Origin of the sequence: Nocardia goodfellowii (assembly GCF_017875645.1) — a bacterium.
GTDB lineage: Bacteria > Actinomycetota > Actinomycetes > Mycobacteriales > Mycobacteriaceae > Nocardia > Nocardia goodfellowii.
Map to the genome: position 1 here is coordinate 1314491 of NZ_JAGGMR010000001.1, position 23580 is coordinate 1338070.

Annotated in this window: 24 protein-coding genes and 1 tRNA gene; 13 read left to right on the plus strand and 12 right to left on the minus strand. The window is 67.2% G+C overall.

The features are described from left to right. Positions 1–23: 23 nt before the first annotated feature. Positions 24–650 carry a class I SAM-dependent methyltransferase gene (locus tag BJ987_RS05510; RefSeq protein ID WP_209885274.1) on the plus strand — a complete coding sequence of 209 codons (627 nt, stop codon included), beginning with the start codon at positions 24–26 and terminating at the stop codon, positions 648–650. Here BJ987_RS05510 and BJ987_RS05515 read toward each other — a convergent pair whose 3' ends face one another. Next, positions 651–1418 (minus strand): SDR family NAD(P)-dependent oxidoreductase, encoded by a 768-nt coding sequence (locus BJ987_RS05515; RefSeq protein ID WP_209885276.1) that lies wholly within the window; start codon positions 1416–1418, stop codon positions 651–653. Between the two features lie 92 nt (positions 1419–1510). Between BJ987_RS05515 and BJ987_RS05520 the strand changes: the two genes are divergently transcribed. Beyond that, positions 1511–2731: an NADH:flavin oxidoreductase gene (locus BJ987_RS05520; RefSeq protein WP_209885278.1), complete on the plus strand. Its 1221-nt coding sequence runs from the start codon at positions 1511–1513 to the stop codon at positions 2729–2731. A 48-nt stretch (positions 2732–2779) separates the two neighbouring features. Here BJ987_RS05520 and BJ987_RS05525 read toward each other — a convergent pair. Further along, positions 2780–2865: transfer RNA gene (locus BJ987_RS05525), tRNA-Leu, on the minus strand. Positions 2866–3103: 238 nt separating this feature from the next. Here BJ987_RS05525 and BJ987_RS05530 point away from each other — a divergent pair. The 8 genes from BJ987_RS05530 to BJ987_RS05565 all read left to right on the plus strand — a co-directional run bounded on the left by BJ987_RS05530 (position 3104) and on the right by BJ987_RS05565 (position 13656). Further along, positions 3104–4510 (plus strand): FHA domain-containing protein, encoded by a 1407-nt coding sequence (locus tag BJ987_RS05530; protein WP_209885280.1) that lies wholly within the window; start codon positions 3104–3106, stop codon positions 4508–4510. 222 nt (positions 4511–4732) lie between these two features. Continuing rightward, positions 4733–5200, plus strand: a complete 468-nt coding sequence (locus BJ987_RS05535; protein WP_194816648.1) for an FHA domain-containing protein FhaB/FipA — start codon at positions 4733–4735, stop codon at positions 5198–5200. After that, on the plus strand, positions 5197–6696 hold the full coding sequence (locus BJ987_RS05540; protein WP_209885282.1) for a PP2C family protein-serine/threonine phosphatase: 1500 nt from the start codon (positions 5197–5199) through the stop codon (positions 6694–6696). The genes BJ987_RS05535 and BJ987_RS05540 overlap by 4 nt, the downstream gene beginning before the upstream one ends. Further along, a complete protein-coding gene (locus BJ987_RS05545; RefSeq protein ID WP_209885284.1) occupies positions 6696–8168 on the plus strand; it encodes an FtsW/RodA/SpoVE family cell cycle protein in 1473 nt (490 codons plus the stop codon). Before BJ987_RS05540 ends, BJ987_RS05545 begins: the two co-directional genes overlap by 1 nt. Then, positions 8165–9649 carry a peptidoglycan D,D-transpeptidase FtsI family protein gene (locus BJ987_RS05550; protein WP_209885286.1) on the plus strand — a complete coding sequence of 495 codons (1485 nt, stop codon included), beginning with the start codon at positions 8165–8167 and terminating at the stop codon, positions 9647–9649. The genes BJ987_RS05545 and BJ987_RS05550 overlap by 4 nt, the downstream gene beginning before the upstream one ends. Before the next feature lie 37 nt (positions 9650–9686). After that, on the plus strand, positions 9687–11222 hold the full coding sequence (locus tag BJ987_RS05555; RefSeq protein WP_209885288.1) for a protein kinase domain-containing protein: 1536 nt from the start codon (positions 9687–9689) through the stop codon (positions 11220–11222). Then, on the plus strand, positions 11219–13120 hold the full coding sequence (gene pknB, locus BJ987_RS05560) for a Stk1 family PASTA domain-containing Ser/Thr kinase (protein WP_209885290.1): 1902 nt from the start codon (positions 11219–11221) through the stop codon (positions 13118–13120). Before BJ987_RS05555 ends, pknB begins: the two co-directional genes overlap by 4 nt. Before the next feature lie 113 nt (positions 13121–13233). Beyond that, a complete protein-coding gene (locus BJ987_RS05565) occupies positions 13234–13656 on the plus strand; it encodes a CBS domain-containing protein (RefSeq protein WP_209885292.1) in 423 nt (140 codons plus the stop codon). Positions 13657–13660: 4 nt separating this feature from the next. Here the strand turns inward: BJ987_RS05565 and BJ987_RS05570 are convergent, their stop codons facing one another. Genes BJ987_RS05570 through BJ987_RS05580 form a run of 3 tightly spaced genes read right to left on the minus strand, consistent with a single transcriptional unit; the run spans position 13661 to position 15471 of the window. Continuing rightward, positions 13661–14110, minus strand: a complete 450-nt coding sequence (locus BJ987_RS05570) for a deaminase (protein WP_209885294.1) — start codon at positions 14108–14110, stop codon at positions 13661–13663. Positions 14111–14137: 27 nt separating this feature from the next. Then, positions 14138–14830 carry a RibD family protein gene (locus BJ987_RS05575; protein WP_307869499.1) on the minus strand — a complete coding sequence of 231 codons (693 nt, stop codon included), beginning with the start codon at positions 14828–14830 and terminating at the stop codon, positions 14138–14140. After that, positions 14827–15471 (minus strand): aminodeoxychorismate/anthranilate synthase component II, encoded by a 645-nt coding sequence (locus BJ987_RS05580; RefSeq protein ID WP_209885296.1) that lies wholly within the window; start codon positions 15469–15471, stop codon positions 14827–14829. Before BJ987_RS05580 ends, BJ987_RS05575 begins: the two co-directional genes overlap by 4 nt. A gap of 163 nt (positions 15472–15634) precedes the next feature. Between BJ987_RS05580 and crgA the strand changes: the two genes are divergently transcribed. Together crgA and BJ987_RS05590 are read left to right on the plus strand one after the other, a co-directional pair. After that, entirely contained in the window at positions 15635–15898 is a 264-nt protein-coding gene (gene crgA / locus BJ987_RS05585; protein ID WP_209897889.1) for a cell division protein CrgA, read from the plus strand. 111 nt (positions 15899–16009) lie between these two features. Further along, a complete protein-coding gene (locus tag BJ987_RS05590) occupies positions 16010–16477 on the plus strand; it encodes a PH domain-containing protein (protein WP_209885298.1) in 468 nt (155 codons plus the stop codon). A gap of 49 nt (positions 16478–16526) precedes the next feature. Here the strand turns inward: BJ987_RS05590 and BJ987_RS05595 are convergent, their stop codons facing one another. From BJ987_RS05595 to BJ987_RS05620, 6 genes are all read right to left on the minus strand, one after another. Continuing rightward, the gene (locus BJ987_RS05595; protein WP_209885300.1) at positions 16527–17399 is read right to left on the minus strand and encodes a rhomboid family intramembrane serine protease; all 873 of its coding nucleotides are present in this window, start codon (positions 17397–17399) and stop codon (positions 16527–16529) included. Between the two features lie 4 nt (positions 17400–17403). Continuing rightward, entirely contained in the window at positions 17404–17931 is a 528-nt protein-coding gene (locus tag BJ987_RS05600) for a peptidylprolyl isomerase (protein ID WP_209885302.1), read from the minus strand. Positions 17932–18285: 354 nt separating this feature from the next. Continuing rightward, positions 18286–19152 (minus strand): ABC transporter permease, encoded by an 867-nt coding sequence (locus BJ987_RS05605; RefSeq protein ID WP_209885304.1) that lies wholly within the window; start codon positions 19150–19152, stop codon positions 18286–18288. Next, complete coding sequence (locus BJ987_RS05610; RefSeq protein ID WP_209885306.1) at positions 19149–20141, minus strand: ATP-binding cassette domain-containing protein; 993 nt, start codon at positions 20139–20141, stop codon at positions 19149–19151. The genes BJ987_RS05605 and BJ987_RS05610 overlap by 4 nt, the downstream gene beginning before the upstream one ends. Positions 20142–20875: 734 nt before the next feature. Continuing rightward, entirely contained in the window at positions 20876–21790 is a 915-nt protein-coding gene (locus tag BJ987_RS05615; protein ID WP_209885308.1) for an acyl-CoA dehydrogenase family protein, read from the minus strand. 20 nt (positions 21791–21810) lie between these two features. Beyond that, complete coding sequence (locus BJ987_RS05620) at positions 21811–22305, minus strand: pyridoxamine 5'-phosphate oxidase family protein (protein WP_209885310.1); 495 nt, start codon at positions 22303–22305, stop codon at positions 21811–21813. An 86-nt stretch (positions 22306–22391) separates the two neighbouring features. Between BJ987_RS05620 and BJ987_RS05625 the strand changes: the two genes are divergently transcribed. Further along, a complete protein-coding gene (locus BJ987_RS05625) occupies positions 22392–22817 on the plus strand; it encodes a winged helix-turn-helix transcriptional regulator (RefSeq protein ID WP_209885312.1) in 426 nt (141 codons plus the stop codon). On the opposite strand, the gene BJ987_RS05630 is transcribed toward BJ987_RS05625, so the two are convergent. Beyond that, on the minus strand, positions 22818–23501 hold the full coding sequence (locus BJ987_RS05630; RefSeq protein WP_209885314.1) for an AIM24 family protein: 684 nt from the start codon (positions 23499–23501) through the stop codon (positions 22818–22820). Between the last annotated feature and the right edge of the window lie 79 nt (positions 23502–23580).

Sequence of the window (23580 nt, forward strand, 5' to 3'; positions counted from 1 at the left end):
CCGATCTCCCTACGATGAACGCCATGTCTGGAGTACGCGCGAAAATCCTGTCCACGCTCGCGGGCCAGCTCGGCAACCCGCACGGCGTGCTGGGTAAGGGTGTCGCCTTCGTGCTCAACCGCGGCAACAAAGCCCTCATCGCAGCCGCGGTCGATGCCGCCACGGGCGCGACCGTCGCCGATATCGGTTTCGGTGGCGGCGTCGGGCTCGAGTTGCTGCTCGCCCGCGAGGCGACCGCTGTGGTGCACGGCGTGGAGATCTCCCCGGACATGCTGGCCCGCGCGCGTTCGGCATACGCTCGCGAAGTCGCCGCGGGGCGACTGCGGCTCACCGCGGGCTCGATGACCGATCTGCCGTTCGCCGACGACAGCCTGGACGCGGCCATCACCGTGAACACCATCTATTTCGTGCCCGATCTGGATGCCGCCTGCGCCGAACTCGCGCGCGCCGTGCGACCCGGCGGCAAGGTGGTGATCGGCATCGGCGATCCGGAGGCGATGGCCGGAATGCCCTTCACCGCCTACGGATTCACGCTTCGCCCGGTAGCCGATGTACGGGCCGCGCTGGAGCGCGCGGGCTGCACTGTCGAACACCGGCAGCTCCCGAGCCGTCCGATCCCCACGCATCTGCTTGTCGCCGAACCGAATTGACTACATGACCGCGCCGCCGTCGACGCGGATCTCGCAGCCGGTCATGTACCGGCCGTCGTCGGAGGCGACCATGGCGACCACACCCGCGATGTCGTCGGGGGTACCGAGCGCGCCGCCGTTGAGCCAGCCGGTCAAGCGCGCGAACAGGTTCCAGTCCGCGCCCTCGGGCTGATCCAGGATCGACTTGGTGGTGATGCCGCTGGTGATGCCGGCCGGCAGGATGTTCACCGCGCGCAGTCCCTGCTTGGCGTATTCCAGCGCGATGGCATGGGTGAACGCGTTGACGCCACCCTTGGACGCGGCGTACGCGGCGAGGTACGGCGCGGCGTTGGTGGCCGCGGTGGAGGACAGATTGACCACGACGCCGTGCCCGGAATCCAGGAGCGCGGGCAGCGCGGCCTGGGTCATCAGGAAAGTACCGGTCAGGTTGACCGTGATGATCTGGTTCCAGGCGTCCAGCGGCATCTCGTGCGTGCGCGCGGGCTTCAGGATGCCGGCCGCGTTCACCAGAACGTCCAGCCCGCCGAGGAATTCGAGTCCTTCGGCGACACCCGCGCCGACCGACGCCGGGTCCGCGATGTTCACCTGGACCGTCCGCAGCCGCTCGGCCGCGTCACCCGCTTTGTCCGCGGTGGTTTGCAGGCCGGCCTCGTCGACATCGGCGGCGATCAGCTGCGCCCCCTCGTCGAGTAGGCGCAGGGCGATGCCCTGTCCGATACCCGATCCCGCTCCGGTCACCAGTACTCGACGGCCCTCATATCTGCGCATGCCCCAAACTAGAACAGGTTCTCGCGCGGAAGCAACGGTTTACGGCGTCGAATTCCGCCCTGCATAAGTGCAACACGTTCTAGTCTGGCTGCATGTCGCCTGATCCGTTCGGCCCCGCCATGCTCGGACCGGTGCACCTGCGTAACCGTGTCATCAAAGCGGCCACCTTCGAAGGCCGCACCCCGGACGCGCTGGTCACCGATGAGCTCATCGAATTCCACCGCCGAGTAGCGGCGGGCGGCGCGGCTATGACCACCGTCGCCTACTGCGCCGTCGCCCCCGAGGGCCGCACCGATCGGCACCAGATCTGGATGCGTCCGGACGCGGTGCCGGGACTACAGAAGCTCACCGACGCGGTACACGCGGAAGGCGCCGCCGCCTCCGCCCAGATCGGCCACGCGGGCCCGGTCGCGAACGCCGCTTCCAATCGGCTGCCCGCACTCGCGCCCGGCCGGCAGTTCAACCCGCTCGGCCTGCGCTTCACCCACGCCGCCACCGAATCGGACCTGCGCCGCGTCATCGACGCGCACGCCGGCGCCGCCCGGCTGGCGGTGCGGGCCGGATTCGACGCCGTGGAACTGCACTTCGGCCACAACTATCTCCTCAGCTCGTTCCTGAGCCCGCTGGAGAACAAACGCACCGACAGCTACGGCGGCAGCTTGGAAAACCGCGCCCGCCTGGTCCGCCAGACCGCCGACGCGGTGCGCCGCGCGGTCGGCGACTCGATCGCCGTGCTCGCCAAATTCAATATGGACGATGGTGTGCGCGGCGGTTTCCGGGGTGCGGAAAGCTTGACCGTGGCCCAGTGGCTCGCCGCCGACGGCAACCTGGACGCGCTCGAACTCACCGTCGGCAGTTCGCTGCGCAACCCCATGTTCCTGTTCCGCGGCGACGTGCCGATCCGCGAGTTCGCCGCCCAATTCCCGCCGTTGCAGCGCTGGGGAATCCGGCTCGGCGGCCGCAAATTCCTGCGCACCTACCCGTACCGCGAGACCTATCTGCTCGACGAGGCCCTGAAATTTCGCGCGGCCCTGGACCTCCCGCTGATCCTGCTCGGCGGCATCGCCTCCCGCGCCGCCATCGACACCGCCATGACCAACGGGTTCGAGTTCGTCGCCATGGCCCGCGCCCTGCTCTACGACCCGAACCTGATCAACCAGCTGCGCGCCGAAGAGCGCACGGTCTCCCCCTGTACGCACTGCAACCGCTGCATGCCCACCATCTACGAACGCACCCGCTGCGTACTCACCGAGACCGACATCACTTCCGCCACGCCCGGGAGCGCTCCCAGCACCAAACTGACGAAGAACTGATGCCGAAACGAGAAGAGGCCCACACTCTGGGAGTGTGGGCCTCTGCTGTGGTGGGCGAAGGGGGACTTGAACCCCCACGTCCCGAAGGACACTGGCACCTGAAGCCAGCGCGTCTGCCATTCCGCCACTCGCCCGAGCGACTGGAAGAACTTATCACGGGTGCGTCTCGGAAACGAAATCGCCTGTTCAGCGATACCGTTGATGACTCCTGGGGACGGTGGGAACCAGTCAGGGTTTCCAGGAGTTACAGGTGTGGACGATCGTGGATATCATGCAATGAACGTGGTCGACACACGACACGCCATACATGCGTGTCGTTGTTATGAAATGGGCAATGACTCGGGGAAGACGTTCGACGAAGGGAGGCCGGGGATGGGCATCGTTTCGCGATTCGAAGCGCGCTTGCGCGGCACCGTCGACGATGTCTTCGCTCGCGCCTTCGGTGGCAACGTCGTGCCCAAGGAGGTGGAGGCGGCGCTGCAGCGCGAAGCCTCCGAGCACATCGAGGACGTGGGCGGCGGACATCTGCTGGCGCCGAACAGTTATGTGATCACCATCAACTCCTCCGATCACGGCAAACTCGACGCCGATCACACCCTCACGACCCGTGCGTTCGCCAAACATCTCCAGGACTACATCCGCGATCAGGGGTGGCAGACCTACGGCGAAGTACACGTAGCGTTCGAGGCATCACCTACGCTGCACACCGGACAGTTCAGGGCACGCGGCCGGGTCGATCCCGACGCCGGTCGCGGAGCTACACCGGCTCACCGCCCGGAACCCTCGCCACAACGACCTGCAAACCCGCAACCAGGAGCTGGCCCCATGACGCAGAACTCTGGCTACGACCCGAGCCGTGAGCCCGCGGAGTCCGATCCACGCAATCGCGGGTACGCACCGCCGCCGGCGGGGCGGCCCAACCCGCCCAACGGCGCCTATCGCGAGGAATACCGCGCTCCCTACGAGGGTGGTGCCGACAACTATCGCGCGCCCGAGGGGCAGCAGGGCTACGGCGACTACCAGAACGGCTACGACTACCAGCCGCAACCCGGTCAGGCCGGGTATCAGGCCCCGGGTGGTTATCAGGCGCCGGGCGGTTACGAGGAGCCCGGCTACAGCCAGCAGGCGTACGGGCAGGCACCCGCCTACGGCGAACCGGGCTACGGCCAGCAGCCCGCCGGTTACCAGGAGCCGGGCTACGGGCAGGGCGGCGCCGGGTACGGCCAGCAGCCCGGCTACGGACAGCAGGGCTACGGGCAGGCACCCGCCTACGGCGAGCCCGGTTACGCGGAACCCGGCTACGGCCAGCCCGGATACGGACAGCAGCCGGGCTACGGACAGCCCGGATACGGCGAACCCGGTTACGGCGAAGCGGGTTACGCCGAAGAGCAGGGCGGCTACGGCCAGGCCTACTCGCAACAGGCCGGCTACGCCGCCCAGCCCGGGTACTCCGCGCCCGCGCCGTATTCCGGTGCGGCACCGGCCGGTTCGGGCTACTCCGCCACCCTGCAGCTGGACGACGGCTCCGGCCGCACCTACCAGTTACGCGAAGGCAGCAACATCATCGGCCGCGGCCAGGACGCGCATTTCCGCCTGCCCGACACCGGTGTCTCGCGCCGCCACATCGAGGTGCGCTGGGACGGTCAGACCGCGATGCTCTCGGATCTGGGTTCCACCAACGGAACCCTGGTCAACGGCTCGCCGGTGCAGGATTGGCAGCTGGCCGACGGTGATGTCATCCGCGCCGGGCATTCCGAGATCCTGATCCGTATCGTCTGATCCCGTAAGCTCGCGTCCAGGTCACGATATGACGTGTGCGGAACGCATGGCGAACAGCGGTTCTGCGGTCGTATCGTGATCGAAATCGACTGACGGCCCTATGATGCTGCCAACGCGCGGCACCGTCATGGGGCCGGGCAAGACCAGCAGGCCGGGTGGGGGCGAATCAGCACCTACGCGGCGGCACCGACAGACACACGGTCGAACAGGAGGTGGAACGCCGTGCAGGGACTGATCCTGCAGTTGACCCGAGCGGGGTTCCTTTTGCTGTTGTGGCTGTTCGTCTGGGCGGTTCTGCGAACCTTGCGCAGCGACATCTACGCGGCCTCCGGCATCCGGATCCAGCCCAGGGCCGCACGCGGTTCCGCGGTGCTGCCGTCCTTCAGCCGCGGCCAGAAGGGCGCCAAATATCTTGTGGTGACTCAAGGTTCACTCGCCGGCACGCGCATCACGCTCGGCACCCAACCGGTGCTGATCGGGCGCGCGGATGATTCCACGCTGGTACTCACCGATGATTACGCCTCCACCCGGCATGCGCGACTCTCTCCGCGTGGTGACGACTGGTATGTCGAAGACCTCGGCTCCACCAATGGCACCTATCTCGACCGCGGGAAGGTCACCACCGCCGTCCGTGTTCCGCTCGGCACCCCGGTTCGTGTCGGCAAGACAGTGATCGAGCTCCGATCGTGACACTTGTTCTCCGCTACGCAGCGCGCAGCGACCGCGGCCTCGTGCGAGGCAACAACGAGGATTCCGTGTACGCGGGCGCCCGGTTGCTCGCCCTGGCCGACGGCATGGGCGGCCACGCCGCCGGTGAAGTCGCCTCCCAGTTGATGATTGCCGCGCTGGCTCATCTCGACGACGACGAGCCCGGCACCGACCTGCTCGGCAAACTCGATCATGCGATCCACGAGGGCAATGCCGCGATCGCCGATCAGGTCGAGGAAGAGCCCGAGCTCGACGGCATGGGCACCACACTGACCGCGATCCTGTTCGCGGGCAACAAACTCGGCCTCGCCCATATCGGCGATTCCCGCGCCTACCTGTTGCGCGGTGGCGAACTGGCCCAGATCACCAGAGACGACACGTTCGTCCAGTCGCTGGTGGACGAGGGCCGGATCACCCCCGAGCAGGCGCACACCCACCCGCAGCGCTCACTGATCATGCGCGCGCTCACCGGCAACGAGATCGAGCCGACGCTGATCATGCGGGAGGCCCGCGCGGGCGACCGCTATCTGCTCTGCTCCGACGGCCTCTCCGATGTGGTGAGCGACGAGACGATCGCGAACACCCTGCGCGAGGGCAGCACCGACGAATGTGCCGATCGGCTCATCGAATTGGCGTTGCGCAGCGGTGGCCCGGACAACGTCACCGTGGTCGTCGCCGATGTCATCGATCTCGATTACGGGCAGAGTCATCCGATCGTGGCGGGCGCCGCCTCCGGTCAGGACGAGGACACTCCCCCGCCGAACACCGCGGCCGGCCGCGCCGCCGCGATGCGTCCCCCGCGCGCCGCACCGCCGCGCCGGGCGAGCAGCACTCCGGATCCGGAGCCACCGGCGAAATCGCACAAACTGCGCTGGATCCTGCTGTCGCTGGGTCTGGTGCTGGCGGTCGGTGTGGGCCTGCTGGTCGGCTACAAGATGGTGCGCAACAACTACTACGTGGCCGCCGAGGGCGGCAGTGTGGTGATCCTGCGCGGACTGCCGGGTTCGATACTCGGTTATTCGATCCACGAGGTCGACACCATCGGCTGCGTGAACAAAAGCGGTGAGCTCACCATCCTGAAGACGGGCACCACGCTGCCCGCGGGCTGCCGGGCGCTCGAGATCGAAGATCTCACCCAGACCGGACGCAACCAGGTCAACCAGGGTCTGCCGCCGGGCTCGCTCAACGAGGCCGAGAGCCAGATGCGCCGCTTGGCCTCCCAGCAGCTGCTGCCGGTGTGCACGCCCAAGGAATCGACGCCGCAGCCCGGTGTCATACCGCCGACCTCGACGGAGCCGGCCCCCGCCACGCCGAACCCGGTCGCGACGACCACCGCGCCGCCGCCCGTCGAACCGCCGCCTCCTGGGGACACCCGGGGTACCGATATCAAGACACCGACGAAGGTGGAACCCACCGCGCCGACGTCCACGTCGGCGACCCCCCAGACGCCGGGGGAGAACTGCCGGGTGACGGACTGATGTCCGCTCCGGCACAGCCGTCCGCTGGGGCATACCCCAGTCCGCCAGGCGGCTTCGCGCCCGCGCCCCCGCCGTCCACGCGGCGCAATGTCGAATTGCTGCTGCTGGCGTTCGCGGCGGTGCTGACGACGGTGTCGCTGTTCCTGGTGGAAGCCAGTCAGGAACAGTCGCTCACCTGGGATATCGCCAAATACGGCGCGGCCTACCTGGCATTGTTCGGCGTGGCCCATCTGGCGGTGCGCCGGTTCGCGCCGTTCGCCGACCCGCTGCTGCTGCCGATCGTGGCGGTGCTCAACGGAATCGGGCTGGTGCTGATCCATCGCCTGGATCTCGGCTCCGCGCAGAACGCCCGCTACAACTCCTGGACGATCCCCTCCCCCGACGCCAGTCCGCAGATCATGTGGACCGCGCTCGGCACGATCGGGTTCATCGCGGTGCTCGCGATCCTGCGCGATTACCGCACGCTGGCCCGCTACAGCTACACCCTGGGGCTGATCGGCCTTGTCGCCCTGATGATTCCGGCGTTGCTGCCCAGCGCGTACTCGGAAACCAACGGCGCCAAGATCTGGATCCGGCTGCCCGGTTTCAGTGTGCAGCCGGGTGAGTTCTCCAAAATCCTGCTGATCATCTTCTTCGCCTCGGTGCTGGTGGCCAAGCGCGACCTGTTCACCACCGCCGGGCGGCACATGCTGGGCATGGAATTCCCGCGCGCCCGCGATCTCGGGCCGATCCTCGCGGTGTGGATCGTGTGCATCGGCGTGCTCGTGCTGGAGAAAGACCTGGGCACTTCGCTGCTGATCTTCTCCACCGTGCTGGTGATGCTCTACATCGCCACCGAGCGGGTGGGCTGGCTGATCATCGGCGGCGGTCTGCTCGCCATCGGATTCGTCTTCGCCTACAACGCCTTCGGTCACGTCCGGGTGCGCGTGCACACCTGGCTGGACCCGTTCTCGGACTACAACAACACCGGCTACCAGATCTCGCAGTCCATGTTCGGCCTGGCCACCGGCGGGCTGGCGGGCACCGGCCTGGGCAACGGCCGGCCGAACCAGGTGCCCTTCGCCAAGACCGACTTCATCATCACCACCATCGGCGAGGAACTGGGCCTGATCGGGCTGACCGCGGTACTGGTGCTGTTCCTGGTGTTCATCGTGCGCGGCCTGCGCACCGCCCTGGCCGTGCGCGACAGCTTCGGCAAGCTGCTCGCCGCCGGTCTGGCCTTCACCATGGCGATTCAGCTGTTCGTGGTGGTAGGCGGTGTCACCAAACTGATTCCGCTGACCGGTCTCACGACGCCGTTCATGTCCTACGGCGGCTCGTCGCTGCTGGCCAACTATCTGCTGCTGGCCCTGCTGATCAAGATCTCCGACGCGGCCCGCGCACCGGCACCGGCGCGCAAGAAGGAACCCGCGGCGCCCCTCGCCGATGCCCCGACCGAGCTGTTCCGCAAGGATGCGAGGCCGCAGGAATGAACACTCCACTACGGCGGGTAGCCGTCGCGGTCATGCTGATGATCGTCGCGCTGCTGATCAACGCCACCTACGTCCAGGTCTCCATCGGCCCCTTCGGGAAGGCCGACAGCCTGCGCCACGATCCGCGCAACTCCCGCGTGCTGCTCGACGAGTATTCGCGCCAGCGCGGGCAGATCTCCGCGAGCGGCACCGTGCTGGCCAGTTCGGTCGCCACCGACGATCGCTACAAGTACCTGCGCACCTATCCGACCGCCCCGGACGCCTACGCCCCGGTCACCGGCTTCTACTCGATGCAGTACGGCAGCAACGGGCTGGAGAAGGCCGAGGATTCGGTGCTCAACGGCTCCGACAGCCAGTTGTTCGGACGCCGGTTGATCGACATGATCTCCGGGCGTGACCCGCGCGGGGCGAACGTGCTCACCACGCTGAACCCGGCGATGCAGCAGGTCGCCTACGACCAGCTGACCTCGAAGGGCTACACCGGTTCGGTCGTCGCGATCGAACCCAGCACCGGCAAGATCCTCACCATGGTCTCCACGCCGAGTTACGACCCGAACCTGCTGTCCGGGCACGACGGCGCGCGCGGCACCCAGGCCTGGGAGGAACTGAGCCGGGACAAGTCCAAGCCGATGCTCAATCGCGCTGTCTCCCAGACTTATCCGCCGGGGTCCACGTTCAAGGTGGTGACCACCGCGGCCGCGCTGCAGGACGGCATCGCGACACCGCAGGATCAGTTCACCGCGGCCAGTCAGATCACCCTGCCCAACACCGCGACCACGCTGGAGAACTACAACGGTTCGCACTGCGGCAGCGGCAACACCGCCTCGCTGTACGACGCGTTCCGGTTGTCCTGCAACACCGCCTTCGCCGAACTGAGCCAGAAGGTGGGCGCGTCCAACCTGAAGGACGCGGCCGCCGCGTTCGGTGTGGGCCCGAGCCGCGGCATCCCGATCCCGGTCGCCGAATCCACCGTGGGTCCCATCCCGGACAACGCGGCACTGGCGCAGAGCAGCATCGGTCAGCGCGATGTGGCGCTGACCCCGCTGGAGAACGCGGTCGTCGCGGCCACCGTCGCCAACGGCGGTGTCCGGATGGAGCCGTACCTGGTCGATTCGCTGCAGGGGCCGGACCTCAGCGAGTTGTCCAAGACCAAGCCGGTCTCGGTCGGCCAGGCCGTCAGCGCCTCGGTCGCCGACCAGCTCACCAGCATGATGATCGCCTCGGAACAGAACACCGCGGGCGGTCAGCAGAACCGCGGATACACCATCGCGTCCAAGACCGGCACCGCCGAACACGGCGACAATCCGCGCTCCACACCACCCCACGCCTGGTACATCGCTTTCGCCCCCGCGCAGAATCCGACCATCGCCATCGCGGTGATCGTGGAGAACGGCGGCGACCGTGCGCTGGCCGCCACCGGTGGTTCCGTGGCCGCGCCGGTCGCGCGGGCCGTGCTGGACGCCGGTCTGCGAGGGGGCTGAACGTTATGACTGTGCGAGTGAATGTACGGAGTCCCCGATGCTGAACAACGGCGCGTTGATCGCCGACCGCTACCGCCTGCAGCGGCTCATCGCCACCGGCGGTATGGGTCAGGTCTGGGAGGCGCTCGACACCCGGCTCGACCGCCGGGTGGCGGTGAAGGTGCTCAAGGCGGAATTCTCCGCCGATCCGACCTTCCGGCACCGGTTCCGCACCGAGGCCAGGACCACCGCGCAGTTGAATCATCCCGGTATCGCCGGGATCTACGACTACGGCGAGACCTACGACCCGTCCGCGGGTGAAACCGCTTACCTGGTCATGGAATTGGTCCAGGGCGAACCGCTGAACACGGTGCTGAACCGGCTCGGCCGTTTGTCGGTGGTGCAGGGTCTGGACATGCTGGAGCAGACCGGCCGCGCGCTGGAGGTGGCGCATGCCGCCGGCGTGGTGCACCGGGATGTGAAGCCGGGCAACATTCTCGTGACGCCGACCGGTCAGGTGAAGATCACCGATTTCGGCATCGCGAAAGCGGTGGACGCCTCGCCGGTCACCAAGACCGGCATGGTGATGGGCACCGCGCAATACATCGCCCCCGAGCAGGCGGTCGGTGAGGACGCGACCTCCTCCAGTGACGTGTACTCCCTCGGCGTGGTCGGTTACGAGGCGCTGGCGGGTCAGCGGCCGTTCACCGGCGACGGCGCCATCACCGTCGCGATGAAGCATGTGCGGGAGAACCCGCCGCCGATGCCCGCGGACCTGCCGCCGAACGTGCGTGAGCTCATCGAGATCACCATGCGCAAGGACCCGAATCAGCGCTACGCCAGTGGTGGCGAGTTCGCCGACGCGGTGGCCGCGGTGCGCGCCGGTCATCGGCCGCCGGACCCGAAGGGGGCGGCCGTCACGGGAGCGGCGGGCCCGCTCACCGAGGGCGCCACCCGGGTGTTGCCGCCCGGTCCGACCGTCATCCTGCCGGCACCGCAGCAGGACGGCCCGACCGTGCCCTACAACGGCACCGGCGCGAGCACTTACGGTGCCGCTGCCGCCGCCGGCGCTTACGGTGCGCCGGAGACGGCGATGAACCCGGGCAGCACCGGCACTCCGCCGCCCAAGCCCGCCGGTCTCACCAATACCCAGAAGTGGCTCATCGGACTCGGTATCGGTGCGGTTCTGCTGGGCGGCGCCGCCACCTGGCTGGCGTTCGGCGGCGACACCAATCCGCAGCCGGATCGTCCCGTCGTGACCAGCACACTGGTCCCGCCGACCACGACCAAACCGCCGGTGACCACGACGACGCGGCCGGCTCCGCCCCCGCCGCCGGTCACCACGGAGGCGCCGACCACGACCACGGTGCCGCCGACAACCACTACCGAACCGCCGACGACCACTACGGAACCGCCGACGACGACCACGAAACCGCCGACGACGACGCCGGTCCCGAGCACCACCAAAACGGGCAAGACGACCACGACCCGGCAGTACTTCCCCACCCTCGACTTACCATTTCCGGATAGTCCCGGTGCTCGAGGCCCCTCGTCCACTCGTAGCGTGCCTACTCCTCCGCAAGGACAACAATGACTACCCCGAAGAATCTCTCGTCTCGCTACGAGCTCGGCGAGATCATCGGATTCGGCGGTATGTCCGAGGTGCACAAGGCCCGTGATCTGCGGCTCAGCCGCGATGTCGCGATCAAGGTCTTGCGGGCCGACCTAGCGCGCGACCCTACGTTCTATCTGCGCTTCAAGCGCGAGGCGCAAAACGCCGCCGCACTGAATCATCCGGCCATCGTCGCGGTGTACGACACCGGCGAGGCCGAGGTGGACGGCGGCCCGCTGCCCTACATCGTGATGGAGTATGTCGACGGCGATACCCTGCGCGATATCGTGCGCGGCGAGGGCCCGCTGCCGCCGCGCCGCGCGATGGAGGTCGTCGCCGACGTCTGCGCCGCACTGGATTTCAGCCACAAGGCCGGCATCGTGCACCGCGATATGAAGCCCGCCAACATCATGATCAACCGCGCGGGCGCGGTGAAGGTGATGGACTTCGGCATCGCGCGTGCGCTGGCCGACAGCTCCAACCCGATGACCCAGACCGCGGCCGTTATCGGTACCGCGCAATACCTTTCACCCGAGCAGGCACGCGGCGAGACCGTCGACGCGCGCTCGGACGTGTACTCCGTCGGCTGTGTGCTCTTCGAAATCCTCACCGGTGAACCGCCTTTCACCGGTGACTCACCGGTCGCGGTGGCCTACCAGCATGTCCGCGAAGACCCGCGGCTGCCCTCGCACGTTCACTCCGGGGTGCCGCGCGAGCTGGACTCGGTGATCCTCAAGGCGATGAGCAAGAACCCGGCCAACCGGTATCAGACCGCGGCCGAGATGCGCGCCGACCTGATCCGGGTGCTCGGCGGGCAGAAGCCGAGCGCGCCGATGGTGATGACCGATGAGGATCGCACCACCGTCTTCGACTCCAACGAACCGTCCCCGCGCGGCTACCGCATGGTCGAACGGCGGGACGACACCGCCGAGCAGGAAGCCGCCGAGCCCGGCGGCTCCCGTCGCACCTGGATCGCGGTCGGCGTCGTCGCCGCGCTGGCGGTCGCCTTCGGTTTGTTCTGGGTACTGATCGGTCCGGGCAGCCGGCCCGATCAGGTCGCCATTCCGGATCTTTCGAACAAATCCCAAGCTCAAGCCCAGGACGCGCTGCAGAAGCTCGGCTTCAACGTCGCGGTGCAGCAGAAACCGGATGGCAAGATCGCGCAGGGCAATGTGATCGCCACCCAACCGCTCGGCGGCTCCCGCATCGACGAGGGCAGCACCGTCACCCTGCAGGTCTCCACCGGACCGGCGCAGGTACAGGTGCCCCGGCTCGAGGGGATGACCCAGGAGCAGGCCGAGCAGGTGCTCAATTCGCAGGGCCTGCGGATAGATCCGAACGTGCAGCGCAGGCCGTCCAGTCAGCAGGAGAAGGACAAGGTCATCGGCACCGAGCCCTCGGCGGGCTCCAAGGTCGACATCGACAAGGCCGTCATCGTCACCCTCGGTGACGGACCGGAGAAGGTGCGCGTTCCCTCGGTCGTCGGCCAGGACATCAGTTTGGCCCAGCCCAACCTGGAGGGCAGTGCCGGTTTCAAGGTCAACGTGGAGGAGGTGCCGTCCGCGAAGCCGAAGGGTGAGGTCCTCTCGACCAGTCCCGCGGGTGGTACCCAGGCCGACAAGGGTTCGTCGGTCACCGTGCAGGTTTCCAGCGGCGAGATCACCATGCCCAGCGTCGTCGGCATGACGCCGTCGCAGGCGGTGGAGGTACTGCGTTCGAAGGGCTGGACCGGCAGCACCAGTCAGATCGTCCAGCAGCCGCAGGGCACCTTCGACACCGGTAGCGTCGGGCGAATTCTCGGCCAATCTCCGGCGACCGGCTCCACGCTCGCCAAGAACGAGACAATCACCATTTCCGTCGGTGTTCTGGGCCCGCCGTGATCCTCCACAGGGCATACAGCTACTTTCTGGAAAACTCAGTCTCCGCCGCCTGACCCGCTGGAGAATGGGGCTGCTCATCCGAATGCGTCATACCGCAACCAGGAGGTAGCCCCATGACCACTGCCCGCGACATCATGCGTCCCGGCGCGCACTGGATCTCCATGGAAGACACCGTCGGCAAAGCCGCGCGGTTGATGGCCGAACTCGGCGTCGGATGCCTGATCGTCTCCGACGACAACGAACGCATGCGCGGCATCATCACCGACCGCGACATCGTCGTGAAATGCGTAGCCCAGGGCAAGTCACCCGGCGCCACCAAGGCCGCCGACCTCTGTGAAGCCACCCCGCGCTGGGTCGCCGCCGACGCCGACTTGGAAGAAGTGCTCGACGAGATGGAAGGCCACCGGGTCAAGCGTGTCCCGGTTATCGACGAGAGCAAGAAGCTCGTCGGCATGATCAGCGAGGCCGACCTGGCCAAACACCTGGACGACAATCAGCTCGGCGAATGGGTCAACTCCATCTACGGCCGCCCCTAACCGCCTAGGAGAGGTCGAGATGCCTGTTCATCGCCATGGCTTCCGCCGCGAGATCAGGCAACTCGATCACTTCGACCCCGTGCTGACGGAGCTTCTCGACGCCCACGCAGTTCGTCACGAAGGTCGCGGGCTCCCGCCAGGCGATGACGACCCGCGGAATCCCGGCGCGCAGAATCCGTTCCGTACACGGCGGCCGCCCCGCGCTGGCCCGCTGCGAACAGGGCTCCAGCGTGCTGTAGATCGTCGCCCGCGCCAGCCGCGGGTCCGCATCGCCCAGCTTGTCCAGCGCCGACTCCTCGGCATGCACCTTCGCATCGGTCTCCCGCGAGAACCCCGTCGCGATCTCGACCCCGTCCGCGACCACCACGGCCCCGACGGAGAACGCCGTAGCGCTCGGCGGGCACATCCGCGCGAGCTCGACAGCCCTCAGCATGTATCGGTGGTCGGTGCTCATCCTCGGTCATCCTTCCCTCGGGAGATGTCAGCGGGTGTAGCGCAGGACAGCCATGTCTCCCACTCGGGTCACCTCGGCGAGGTGCAAACGGCGGTGCGGTCCACCGGGATACGCGGCGGGCCCGGTGAACCGCGGCGCGGCCGGGTCGCCGACCAGGATGGGCGCGACGGCCAGATGCAGTTCGTCGGCCAGGTCGGCGGCGAGGAATTCGGTGTGGACGCGGGTACCGCCTTCGACCATCAACTGGGCGATGCCGCGTGCTCCGAGGTCGTCCAGTAGCGCGGTGAAGTCGACTACCGCGCCGAGGCTGACGACCTCGGCCAGGCCGGACAGCTGAGCACCGATCCGGGCGGCACCGGAATCGGTGGTGTAGACGAGCTTGTCGCCGCCTTGCTGCCAGAGGCGCCAGGCCGGATTCAATTCGCCGCTCGCCGTGACGGTCACCTTCGTCGGGTACTCCGGCTTGCCGGCGGCCACCCGGTCCGCGCGGCGTGCTTCGCTATTCACCAGCAGGCGAGGATTGTCGCGGCGCAGGGTCTCGGCGCCGACCAGGATGGCGTCGGATTCGGCGCGCACCTGATCGACGCGGTCGAAATCCGCGGTGTCGGACAGTTTCAGCCGGTCCGGACTCGCGTCGTCGATGTAGCCGTCGATGCTGACCGCTACCGAGAGCAGCACATGGGGCCGCGGCGCCGACGGGCCGGGCGGGGGCAGGGTCACTGCGTCACCAGCGCAGCGACCTCCGATTCGAGCATTTCCACCAGACCCTCGGCGGGGCGTTCGCCGCACACCTCGAGCCAGTTCGCGAGCATGCGGTGACCGCCCTGGGTGAGGACGGATTCGGGGTGGAACTGGACGCCGTGAATGGGCAGCTCACGGTGGCGTACCGCCATCACGATGCCGGACTCGGTGCGGCCGGTGACCTCGATCTCGGCGGGGAGGGTGTCCTCCGGGACGGTCAGCGAGTGGTAGCGGGTGGCGGTGAAGGGATCGGGCAAACCGGCCAATACGCCGTTGCCACTGTGGAACACCAGCGAGGTCTTGCCGTGCAGCAGCTCCGGGGCGCGAGTGACGGTCGCGCCGAACGCCTCGCCGATCGCCTGATGGCCCAGGCACACCCCGAGCAGCGGGGTCGTGGACTTCGCGCAGGCGTGCACCAGCGGGATGCTCGCGCCGGCCCGATCCGGCGAACCGGGGCCCGGGCTGATCAAGATACCGTCGAATTCGGTGGCGACGGCGTCCACGTCGGCGAGCTGCGGATCGTCATTGCGCCAGACCACGGCCTCGGCTCCGAGCTGGCCCAGGTACTGCACCAGGTTGAAGACGAAGCTGTCGTAGTTGTCGACGACGAGTACACGCATGAGTCGAGATTACGTGGGATAGCCTAGAGACACACCGGAGGGCGTCCGAGCCGCGCCCGGGTCGGTCCTGGCTGGGCCGGTTCGACCGTCGCGGCGAGTGGCTCGAGACACACAATTCAACCGAATCCCCGGTACCGACCTGCACGCCGAACACGAGGACGTCATGCCGAAGTCGAAGGTCCGTAAGAAGACCGACTATACGATCAATCCCGCCAGCCGGACTCCGGTCAAGGTCAAGGGTGGCCCATCGCCGGTCTGGTACGTGGCGATCATGCTGGGTTTCATGGTGGCCGGGCTGCTCTGGCTGCTGGTGTACTACCTGGCCGCCGAGAAGATCACCTGGATGAACGACCTCAACGCCTGGAACTTCCTGATCGGTTTCGGCCTCATGGTGGTCGGGCTGATCATGACCATGCGCTGGCGCTGACCCGTTCGAGCGCCGAGTCTGCCGGAATTAACCGGATAACAGACATGTCATTCATCCCCACCTGTGGATAAAGGTGTGGACAACTCGAGGAACGATTGGGGAATCGGCCGCATGGAACCGGAATCTTCGATTCCCCAGCCCACCGAATCCGCTCTGACCTGGTCTACTCCGACCTCCACGCTGATCGCGGTCACCGTCGGCGGGGTCATCCTCACCGGTGCGGCCGTACTCAGCAATGACGGCGCGAGCCGATTGTTGATCGGTCTGGCCGCCACCGGCCTGCTGGGTCTGGCGCTGCTCGGCTACCGCCAGCGGCCCCGCCTGGCCGTCATACCGGGCAGTGCACCCCGCCTGGTGGTGCGTTCCCTCGTCGGTTCAGCCGAGTACACGCGCGAGCAGATCATGCGCGCCCGGATCGTGAGCTACCGCCGCCTCGGCCGGAAGACCCCGATGCTGGAGATCGATGTCGACGACAACGGCACCGAGCGCCTGCTCATCTTCGGCCGCTGGGATCTGGGCACCCGCCCGGAAGACGTCTTCGACACCCTGGTCGAACACGGACTCGCCAGCCTCGCCTGACCCTGTGCATCGCCGACGTTTCACGTGAAGCAACGGCCGGAATCGGACCTCAGCCCAACGTGATCGCCCGCGCCGCGATGACCACCAGCGAGATCAGCCCGATCGACACAATGCTCGCCCAGCCGATGCTGCGCGCCGCTTCCTGCGACTTCGCGCCCAGCCATTCGGGCAGGAACAGCACACCGAGGGTGGCCAAGGTGCCGCCGAGCAGACCGCCGAGGTGGCCGGCCAGCGAGAGGCCGGGCAACGAGAAGCTGATGAACACGTTGATACCGATCAGGATGAACATCTGATTCGGGTTCTGCTTCACCCGGATCAGCAGCACCGTGATCGCGCCGAACAGGCCGTACACCGCGCACGAAGCGCCCGCCGACACACTGTTGGGCGCTTGGAACACCATGCAGGCGGCCGAGCCGGCGAGCAAGGCCACCGCATAGATCGCGATGTAGCGCAGGCGACCGAGCACCGGTTCCAGACTGCGGCCGACGATCCACAGCGCGAACATATTGAGCGCCAGATGGATCGGACCGAAATGCAGGAAACCCGAGCCGACGACGCGCTCCCACTGCCCGTAGGACACCAGGCCGGGGACCAGCACCCAGCGATCCATCAGCGACGAGTTCGCGTAGTTGTCGATCAAATTCCTGGACTGGAGGGCGGTGATGGCGAACAACGCCACGTTCACCGCGATCAGCGCGTAGGTCACATACGGAATGGGTGAGCGTGCGACCTCCGCGCCCGCGACGGTCCGGACCTGCCGGGTATGCCGCTGGCCCTCCCGCACGCAATCGACGCAATGCTGCCCGACCGAGGCGGGCCGCAGGCATTCGGGACAAGCCGGCCGCCCGCAGCGCGTGCACGCCAATCCGGTGGGGCGATCAGGGTGGCGGACGCACGTCGGTGCGGGCGGCTGCGGGTTCATAGCATCACTCGATCGTGATCTTGGAGATCACGACCGGCTCCTTCGGGCGGTCGTTGCGATCGGTCGGGGTGGCGGCGATCGAATCGACCACCTTGCGCGAGTCCGGGTCGATGACCTCGCCGAAAATGGTGTGCTTGCGATTCAGGTGCGCCTGCGGGCTCACGGTGATGAAGAACTGCGAACCATTGGTGCCCGGGCCCGCGTTCGCCATCGCCAGAAGGTAACCGCGGTCGAAGCGCAACTCCGGGTGGAATTCGTCCCCGAACTCATAGCCCGGGCCGCCGCGACCGGTGCCGGTAGGGTCGCCGCCCTGGACCATGAATCCGTCCATCACCCGGTGGAACAGCGCGCCGTCGTAGAACGGGCCGGTGCTGCCACCACTCGCGTTCTGCGTGGTGTACTGCGCCGAACCGTCCGCGAGCCCAAGGAAATTCCGCACCGTCTTGGGCGCGTGATTGCCGAATAGCGCGATCTTGATGTCGCCGTGGTTGGTATGCAGCGTCGCGCTCGCAGTCTGAATCGGTGAGGTCACCTCGTCATGCTAGCCGCGGGCGGACCGCTCGCAGCCGAAGCCGGTTACCGACGCGTCGCACTTCACAACCGGACGACCTGGGCCTCTGCGGGATTTCGCTGGTTGTGCCACAGTGGTCGAATGACCTTGGGGCGCCAGATTGTATCCGCACGTTCTCGTAACCGGTTTGTTGCCGCGGTCGTTGTCGCGCTGGCCGGAGCCGTTGCCTGGTTGCTGCGCAGCCGGCGGCCGCAACCGCCCGCGGTGGCTCCGGAACCGCCACGGATCGGTTACTCGCGCAACGGTTCTCCGCAGCCTGTCGGTGTCGACGGCCACGGCGAGGCCTGAGGTCCAGACTTCGCCGGGCCCGCCGGCTCAGCGACTGACGGTGCGCTTGTACTGACGCAGAGCCAGCGGCACGAAGATCAGCAGAATGACCACCACCCAGATCAGTGTGGTCGCGACCGGATGCCGCATCGACCACACATCCGGCGGCGGCATGGCCGGATTGGTATTGCCGAACAGATCCCGGGCCGCCTGCGTCAGCGCCGACACCGGATTCCATTCCGCGAACACCCGCAGCACCGACGGCAGATTCTGCAGCGGTACGAAGGTGTTCGCCAGGAAGGTCAGCGGGAACATCACCATGAAGCTGGCGTTGTTGAAGACCTCGGGCGCGCGGACCAGCAGGCCGACCACGGCCATCATCCAGGACACCGCGTAGGCGAACAGCAACAGCAGCACATAGGCCAGCACGGCGTCCAGCAGCGAGCCGCGGATGCGCCAGCCGACCAGGTAGCCGGTCAACGACATCACCGTCAGGCTGACCACATTGATCACGACATCACTGATCGTGCGCCCGAACAGCACCGCGGCCGGCGCCATCGGCAGCGAACGGAAACGGTCGATGATGCCCTTCTGCATATCCTCGGCCAGGCCGGCTCCGGTGAACGAGGCGCCGAACACCACGGTCTGGGCGAAGATGCCCGCGATCAGGAATTCGCGGTAGCCACCCTCCATGCCCGGCACGCTGATCGCGTTGCCGAAGACGTAGGCGAACAGCAGCACGAACATGATCGGCGACATCGTGGAGAAGATGAGCACATCGGGGACGCGCTTGATCTTGATGACGTTGCGCTTGGCGATGGTCAGGCTGTCACTCACAAGATAGGACAGGCGCGCCCCCAGCCCCACCCGCTGCGGTTCGGCGAAAGTAGTGGCTTCCTTGCGGAGATCGGTCATCGGACGCTCCCTTCCGCTTCGAGCTGCTTGCCCGCGCCGTTGACGTAATCCTCGGCCTCGTGCCCGGTGAGCGTGAGGAAGACATCGTCGAGCGACGGGCGGCGCAGCCCGACGTCGTTGATATGCACCTCGTTGGCTCCCAGCAGACCGATCGCGTCGACCAGCGCCTGCGACCCGTTGCTGACCGGCACGATGATCCGGCGCAACCCCGGCTCGAGGTGGATCTCGCCGTCCGCCAAGCCTTTCAGCACCTGTTCGGCGATCCCCAGCTTGGCCGGATCGGTGACCGTGAGTTCGATGCGATCGCCGCCGACCAGCGTCTTGAGTTCGTCGGCGGTGCCGCGCGCGATCACCTTGCCGTGGTCGATCACCGCGATGGAATCGGCCAGCCGGTCGGCCTCGTCCATGTACTGCGTGGTGAGCAGGAGCGTGGTGCCGCCCGCCACCAGTTCCTCGATGACGTCCCACAGGTCGAGCCGGGCGCGTGGGTCCAGGCCGGTGGTGGGCTCGTCCAGGAACAGCACCGGTGGATTGGCGACCAGCGCGCCCGCCAGGTCGAGCCGACGGCGCATACCGCCGGAATAGCCCTTGACCGGGCGATCCGCCGCATCGCTGAGCCGGAAGCGGTCCAGCAGCTCGCGAGCGCGCTCCTTACTGCGCTGGACGCCCATGTGGTACAGCCGGCCCACCATTTCGAGGTTCTCGAAACCGGTGAGGTACTCGTCCACCGCGGCGTACTGGCCCGACGCCCCGATGCGGGAACGCAGCGCCTGGGGGTTGCGCAGTACATCGATGCCGGCCACGGTGGCGCTGCCCTCGTCCGGGACGAGCAGGGTGGTGAACACCCGGACGGTGGTGGTCTTGCCGGCGCCGTTGGGGCCGAGCAGGGCGGTGACGGTGCCTTCGGGCACCGAGAGATCGAGTCCATCGAGGGCGACCAACTGGCCGTAGCGCTTGACCAGACCCTCGGCGACTATTGCGTCGGGCATGACTCTCCTGAAGTTCGTGGGTTTCGCGATAAGGGCCGATCGATACCGGAGTCAGTATTGCCCCGCGCACCCGGAAATTCATCCGTTCTGTCCGGTGCGCCGGTCGCGACGGAGACGTCGAAGGCCGCATCCCGGTCCAGGCGGTGCTCGGGGGTACCGGATCGGAATGCGACCGGTTCGATCCTGGCGCGCGCGAGCCCCGCGGGGCCTGCGTAGGCGGCTACCTGTTTCCGCGGCGGGCGGTACTCGAGTACCGAGCGAATCATGTGGCGATCCTCGCAGCAGGGTCCGACAAGTTCGAGTAGTCGACATGCCCGAGACCCCGATGACACGCGACAAATACGACAGAATTGGAACGAACGCGCCAACCTGAAACCCGCTGTGGGACAGGCAGCGACCGGTCTGCACGTTTCCCGGAACCAGTCGGAGTTCCAGCTGACCGCGCATTCCGGTCCGGTAATTTGCTGATAGACAACGGTTTTGGCAAACAATCAGCCGATGCCGTACCGCCCCCGGCCAACCCGGCCGCCTGGAGACGGCGAGCCTGCGGCGATACCCAGGTAAGTCAACCCCAAAAAATCTACGAAAGTGGCGTTCCCCACGCGTACACAAACACAAATCATCGCGTAGGATCATTCTCGTCGGCCCCTCCCCCCCGGGCCGACCCTACGCGGGCCTCGGCTAACTCCCCCCCTTCGCCGAGGCCCGCTCCCCATTTCCGGGGTAGGCCTCGATCAGTCGATCGCGACCCGCCGCCAAGCGGTCTCCAGTCGCTGGGCCCGCACCCGCCCGGCCGTCGCGAGCAGCGGGCGATCACGCTCCCAGCGCTCCCGAGTCCCCGCATCGACCTGCTGCCACAGCGGCTCCGACTCGGTCAGCAGCCGTTCGAATTCCGCGAAGATGCCGCCGAGCGCGATGTGCACACCGGGCGAAGCCGGCGAATCCAGATCCAGGCCCCGCACCATCGCCACCGACGCCAGCAAGCGCTGCAGCGTCGCCCGCGGCCACCGCGCCGCCCGGCCTACCCGAACCAGCCAGCCCAGCGTCGCCGCGAGCACGTGCGCGTCCTCGATGGTGCGGAACGGCTTCAGAAAATTCAGGTATCCGTCGCCCGGCAGCAGCCGCGCCGGTGCGTCCGCGAAAACCACTGTCGCATGCGGGATTTCCGGCGCCATCGGCAACGGCGGCCGGTTCGTCACCGTCACGCCGGGCTGTTCAGCCGCGACCAGCACGGCACGCAGCCGAGGTCGCCCATCGACCACCTCGCCGGTGCCCGCGATCACCACCAACTGCCGCGCGCGCTCGCCCATCGTCGTGAATGTCTTGGTGCCGCGCACGACCCAGCCGTCGCCGGCCGGGACCAGCGCGGTCCGGATCGAGGACGGATGCGCCCCGCCCTCCTCGGTCGCGGAAACCGCGAGCAGGTCGGCGCCCGCCACCTCGGGCAACAGCTTCCGCAGCGCCTCCTGATAGCCCGAGAGGAAGGCGACACCCAGCCGATCCGCCGCGAACCCGCCCGCGACCGCACGGTCCACCGGCGACCGGAAAGCCTCCGCTACCGCCAGGTGCCGGGCCCACGCCTGGTCGACATCGGCAGGCGCGGCCTCGGCGATCGGTTCGGTCAGCACATACTCGAGCACATCGTTCACTCCTGCACGGTATCCCGGGCTCAGGCCTCGACCCGCTCGTCCACCCGGGCCCAGATGCGGCTACGCAGATCCCGGCCCCGGATTACCTGGATCCGGTACGGCTCCAGCCGCATGACGTGCAGTTTCGGGTCCGCGGGCGAACTCCAGAACTGCCCGAGCGGATAGCCCGCACCCGGCGGGCTGGTCTGGGCGTACAGCTCCCAAACCCGTTGCCGCACCGCCATATCGTCGTCCCAGGCGGCGGTGGCGTCGACCGCCACCGAGTCATTGCGCCGATCCCAATACGAGAAGCTGACATGCGGATTCCGCGCGATATGCGCCGCCTTCACTGGTGTTCGGTAGGTGGCCAGCCAGCCCACCGGCTGTCCGTCGACGTTCTCCCAGATAGGGATCAGCACCCGCGTCCGCGGCCTGTTCTTGCTGTCCACCGTCACCATCGTGGCGTAGACGATGCGCCCCACATAGGCGTCGAACTCCGATTCCAGCTCCGCGAATTCCGCGACTTTCCCACTCATGGCGGTGTGTCCTTCCAGGATGGTTCTCTTCAAGCCCGTCGGTTACCTCTTGTAACTAAGGCCATCATGCGTCACCATCGATAACCATGGAAGAAGGCACTTCAGAGTCCCTCGGTTACTGCGCGGATACCGACGACTTCACGGCTCGGCAGTGGGACACCCGCGCCGACTGCGAAGTGCGCCAAATTCTGGACCGCATCGCCGACAAGTGGTCGCTACTCGCCATCGCACTGCTGGCCGGCCGCACCATGCGCTTCACCGAACTGCGCCGCGAGATCGACGGCATCAGCCAGCGCATGCTCACCCGCACCCTGCGGCAGCTGGAACGCGACGGCCTGGTCCGCCGCACCGTGTACGCGGTGGTGCCGCCGCGCGTCGACTACGAACTCACCCCGCTCGGCGCGAGCCTGCACGAAACCATTCAGGCGCTGGTGAATTGGACCGAATCACACCAGCGCGAGATCGCCGCCGCCCGCACCGCCTACGACACCGCCGAGGCGGCGGCGGTGTAGTCACCTCGATCCTGTTGCCACGCCCAAGTTCAACTCCGAGGGCTGGAGCATGACGAAACCCTCGCCGGCGAATCGCACCTGCGCCACCTCACCGGAGCCGCCGCGCAGCATCGAGCCGAAACTCTGGGTACGGACAATCGAGGTCTGCAATCCCGCGGACCAGCCGATCAACGCGTCCGAATCGGCGAACACCGGCTGCTGATGACTGACCGGGACGACGATCGGCTGACCATGGCTGGTGATCGCCAGCCTGCCCCGGCCTTGGAACACACAGTTGAACAGGCCACCGCCGACGAAAGCACCTGCGCCGGACACCATCTGGATGTCATAGCTCAAGGTGGGCTCGTAGACGAGGATGTGCTTGCCGTTGATCGAGAGCGAATCCCCCGGATCGAGGTCGATCAGAAAACACTCCGAGGAATGGTGGGCGAACCAGACCTCACCCTGGCCGCGGCAGGCCATCAACGCCACGCCTTCGCCCGTGGCGAACCGCTTCACCAGGTTGCCCAGCCCCTGGCTCTTCACCTCGAACGCGAACTGTCCGCGATAGCCGATCATCGCGCCTTGGCGGGCATAGACCTCCCCGTTGACACACGCCTTCACGCACCGCGAGTGCTGCAGGGCGAGGCCGAGTTCGGTGGCCGGCTGGGCCATATTCTCCGCGCGGAAGATGTCACTGCGCATGTCGGTCCTCCTGGAATGAGTCGGCGCTCGCTCGAAATCTACTGACAAACCACCGGCGCTGCCGCACGATCATCCACCT

Coding starts and splice junctions, on each gene's coding strand:
- BJ987_RS05610 (WP_209885306.1), bottom strand. CDS start 20,141: ATGCCCGACGCAATAGTCGCCGAGGGTCTGGTCAAGCGCTACGGCCAG.
- BJ987_RS05605 (WP_209885304.1), bottom strand. CDS start 19,152: ATGACCGATCTCCGCAAGGAAGCCACTACTTTCGCCGAACCGCAGCGG.
- BJ987_RS05620 (WP_209885310.1), bottom strand. CDS start 22,305: ATGAGTGGGAAAGTCGCGGAATTCGCGGAGCTGGAATCGGAGTTCGAC.
- BJ987_RS05530 (WP_209885280.1), top strand. CDS start 3,104: ATGGGCATCGTTTCGCGATTCGAAGCGCGCTTGCGCGGCACCGTCGAC.
- BJ987_RS05630 (WP_209885314.1), bottom strand. CDS start 23,501: ATGCGCAGTGACATCTTCCGCGCGGAGAATATGGCCCAGCCGGCCACC.
- pknB (WP_209885290.1), top strand. CDS start 11,219: ATGACTACCCCGAAGAATCTCTCGTCTCGCTACGAGCTCGGCGAGATC.
- BJ987_RS05555 (WP_209885288.1), top strand. CDS start 9,687: ATGCTGAACAACGGCGCGTTGATCGCCGACCGCTACCGCCTGCAGCGG.
- BJ987_RS05595 (WP_209885300.1), bottom strand. CDS start 17,399: ATGAACCCGCAGCCGCCCGCACCGACGTGCGTCCGCCACCCTGATCGC.
- BJ987_RS05510 (WP_209885274.1), top strand. CDS start 24: ATGTCTGGAGTACGCGCGAAAATCCTGTCCACGCTCGCGGGCCAGCTC.
- BJ987_RS05520 (WP_209885278.1), top strand. CDS start 1,511: ATGTCGCCTGATCCGTTCGGCCCCGCCATGCTCGGACCGGTGCACCTG.
- BJ987_RS05565 (WP_209885292.1), top strand. CDS start 13,234: ATGACCACTGCCCGCGACATCATGCGTCCCGGCGCGCACTGGATCTCC.
- BJ987_RS05545 (WP_209885284.1), top strand. CDS start 6,696: ATGTCCGCTCCGGCACAGCCGTCCGCTGGGGCATACCCCAGTCCGCCA.
- BJ987_RS05625 (WP_209885312.1), top strand. CDS start 22,392: ATGGAAGAAGGCACTTCAGAGTCCCTCGGTTACTGCGCGGATACCGAC.
- BJ987_RS05590 (WP_209885298.1), top strand. CDS start 16,010: ATGGAACCGGAATCTTCGATTCCCCAGCCCACCGAATCCGCTCTGACC.
- BJ987_RS05580 (WP_209885296.1), bottom strand. CDS start 15,471: ATGCGTGTACTCGTCGTCGACAACTACGACAGCTTCGTCTTCAACCTG.
- BJ987_RS05550 (WP_209885286.1), top strand. CDS start 8,165: ATGAACACTCCACTACGGCGGGTAGCCGTCGCGGTCATGCTGATGATC.
- BJ987_RS05515 (WP_209885276.1), bottom strand. CDS start 1,418: ATGCGCAGATATGAGGGCCGTCGAGTACTGGTGACCGGAGCGGGATCG.
- crgA (WP_209897889.1), top strand. CDS start 15,635: ATGCCGAAGTCGAAGGTCCGTAAGAAGACCGACTATACGATCAATCCC.
- BJ987_RS05570 (WP_209885294.1), bottom strand. CDS start 14,110: ATGAGCACCGACCACCGATACATGCTGAGGGCTGTCGAGCTCGCGCGG.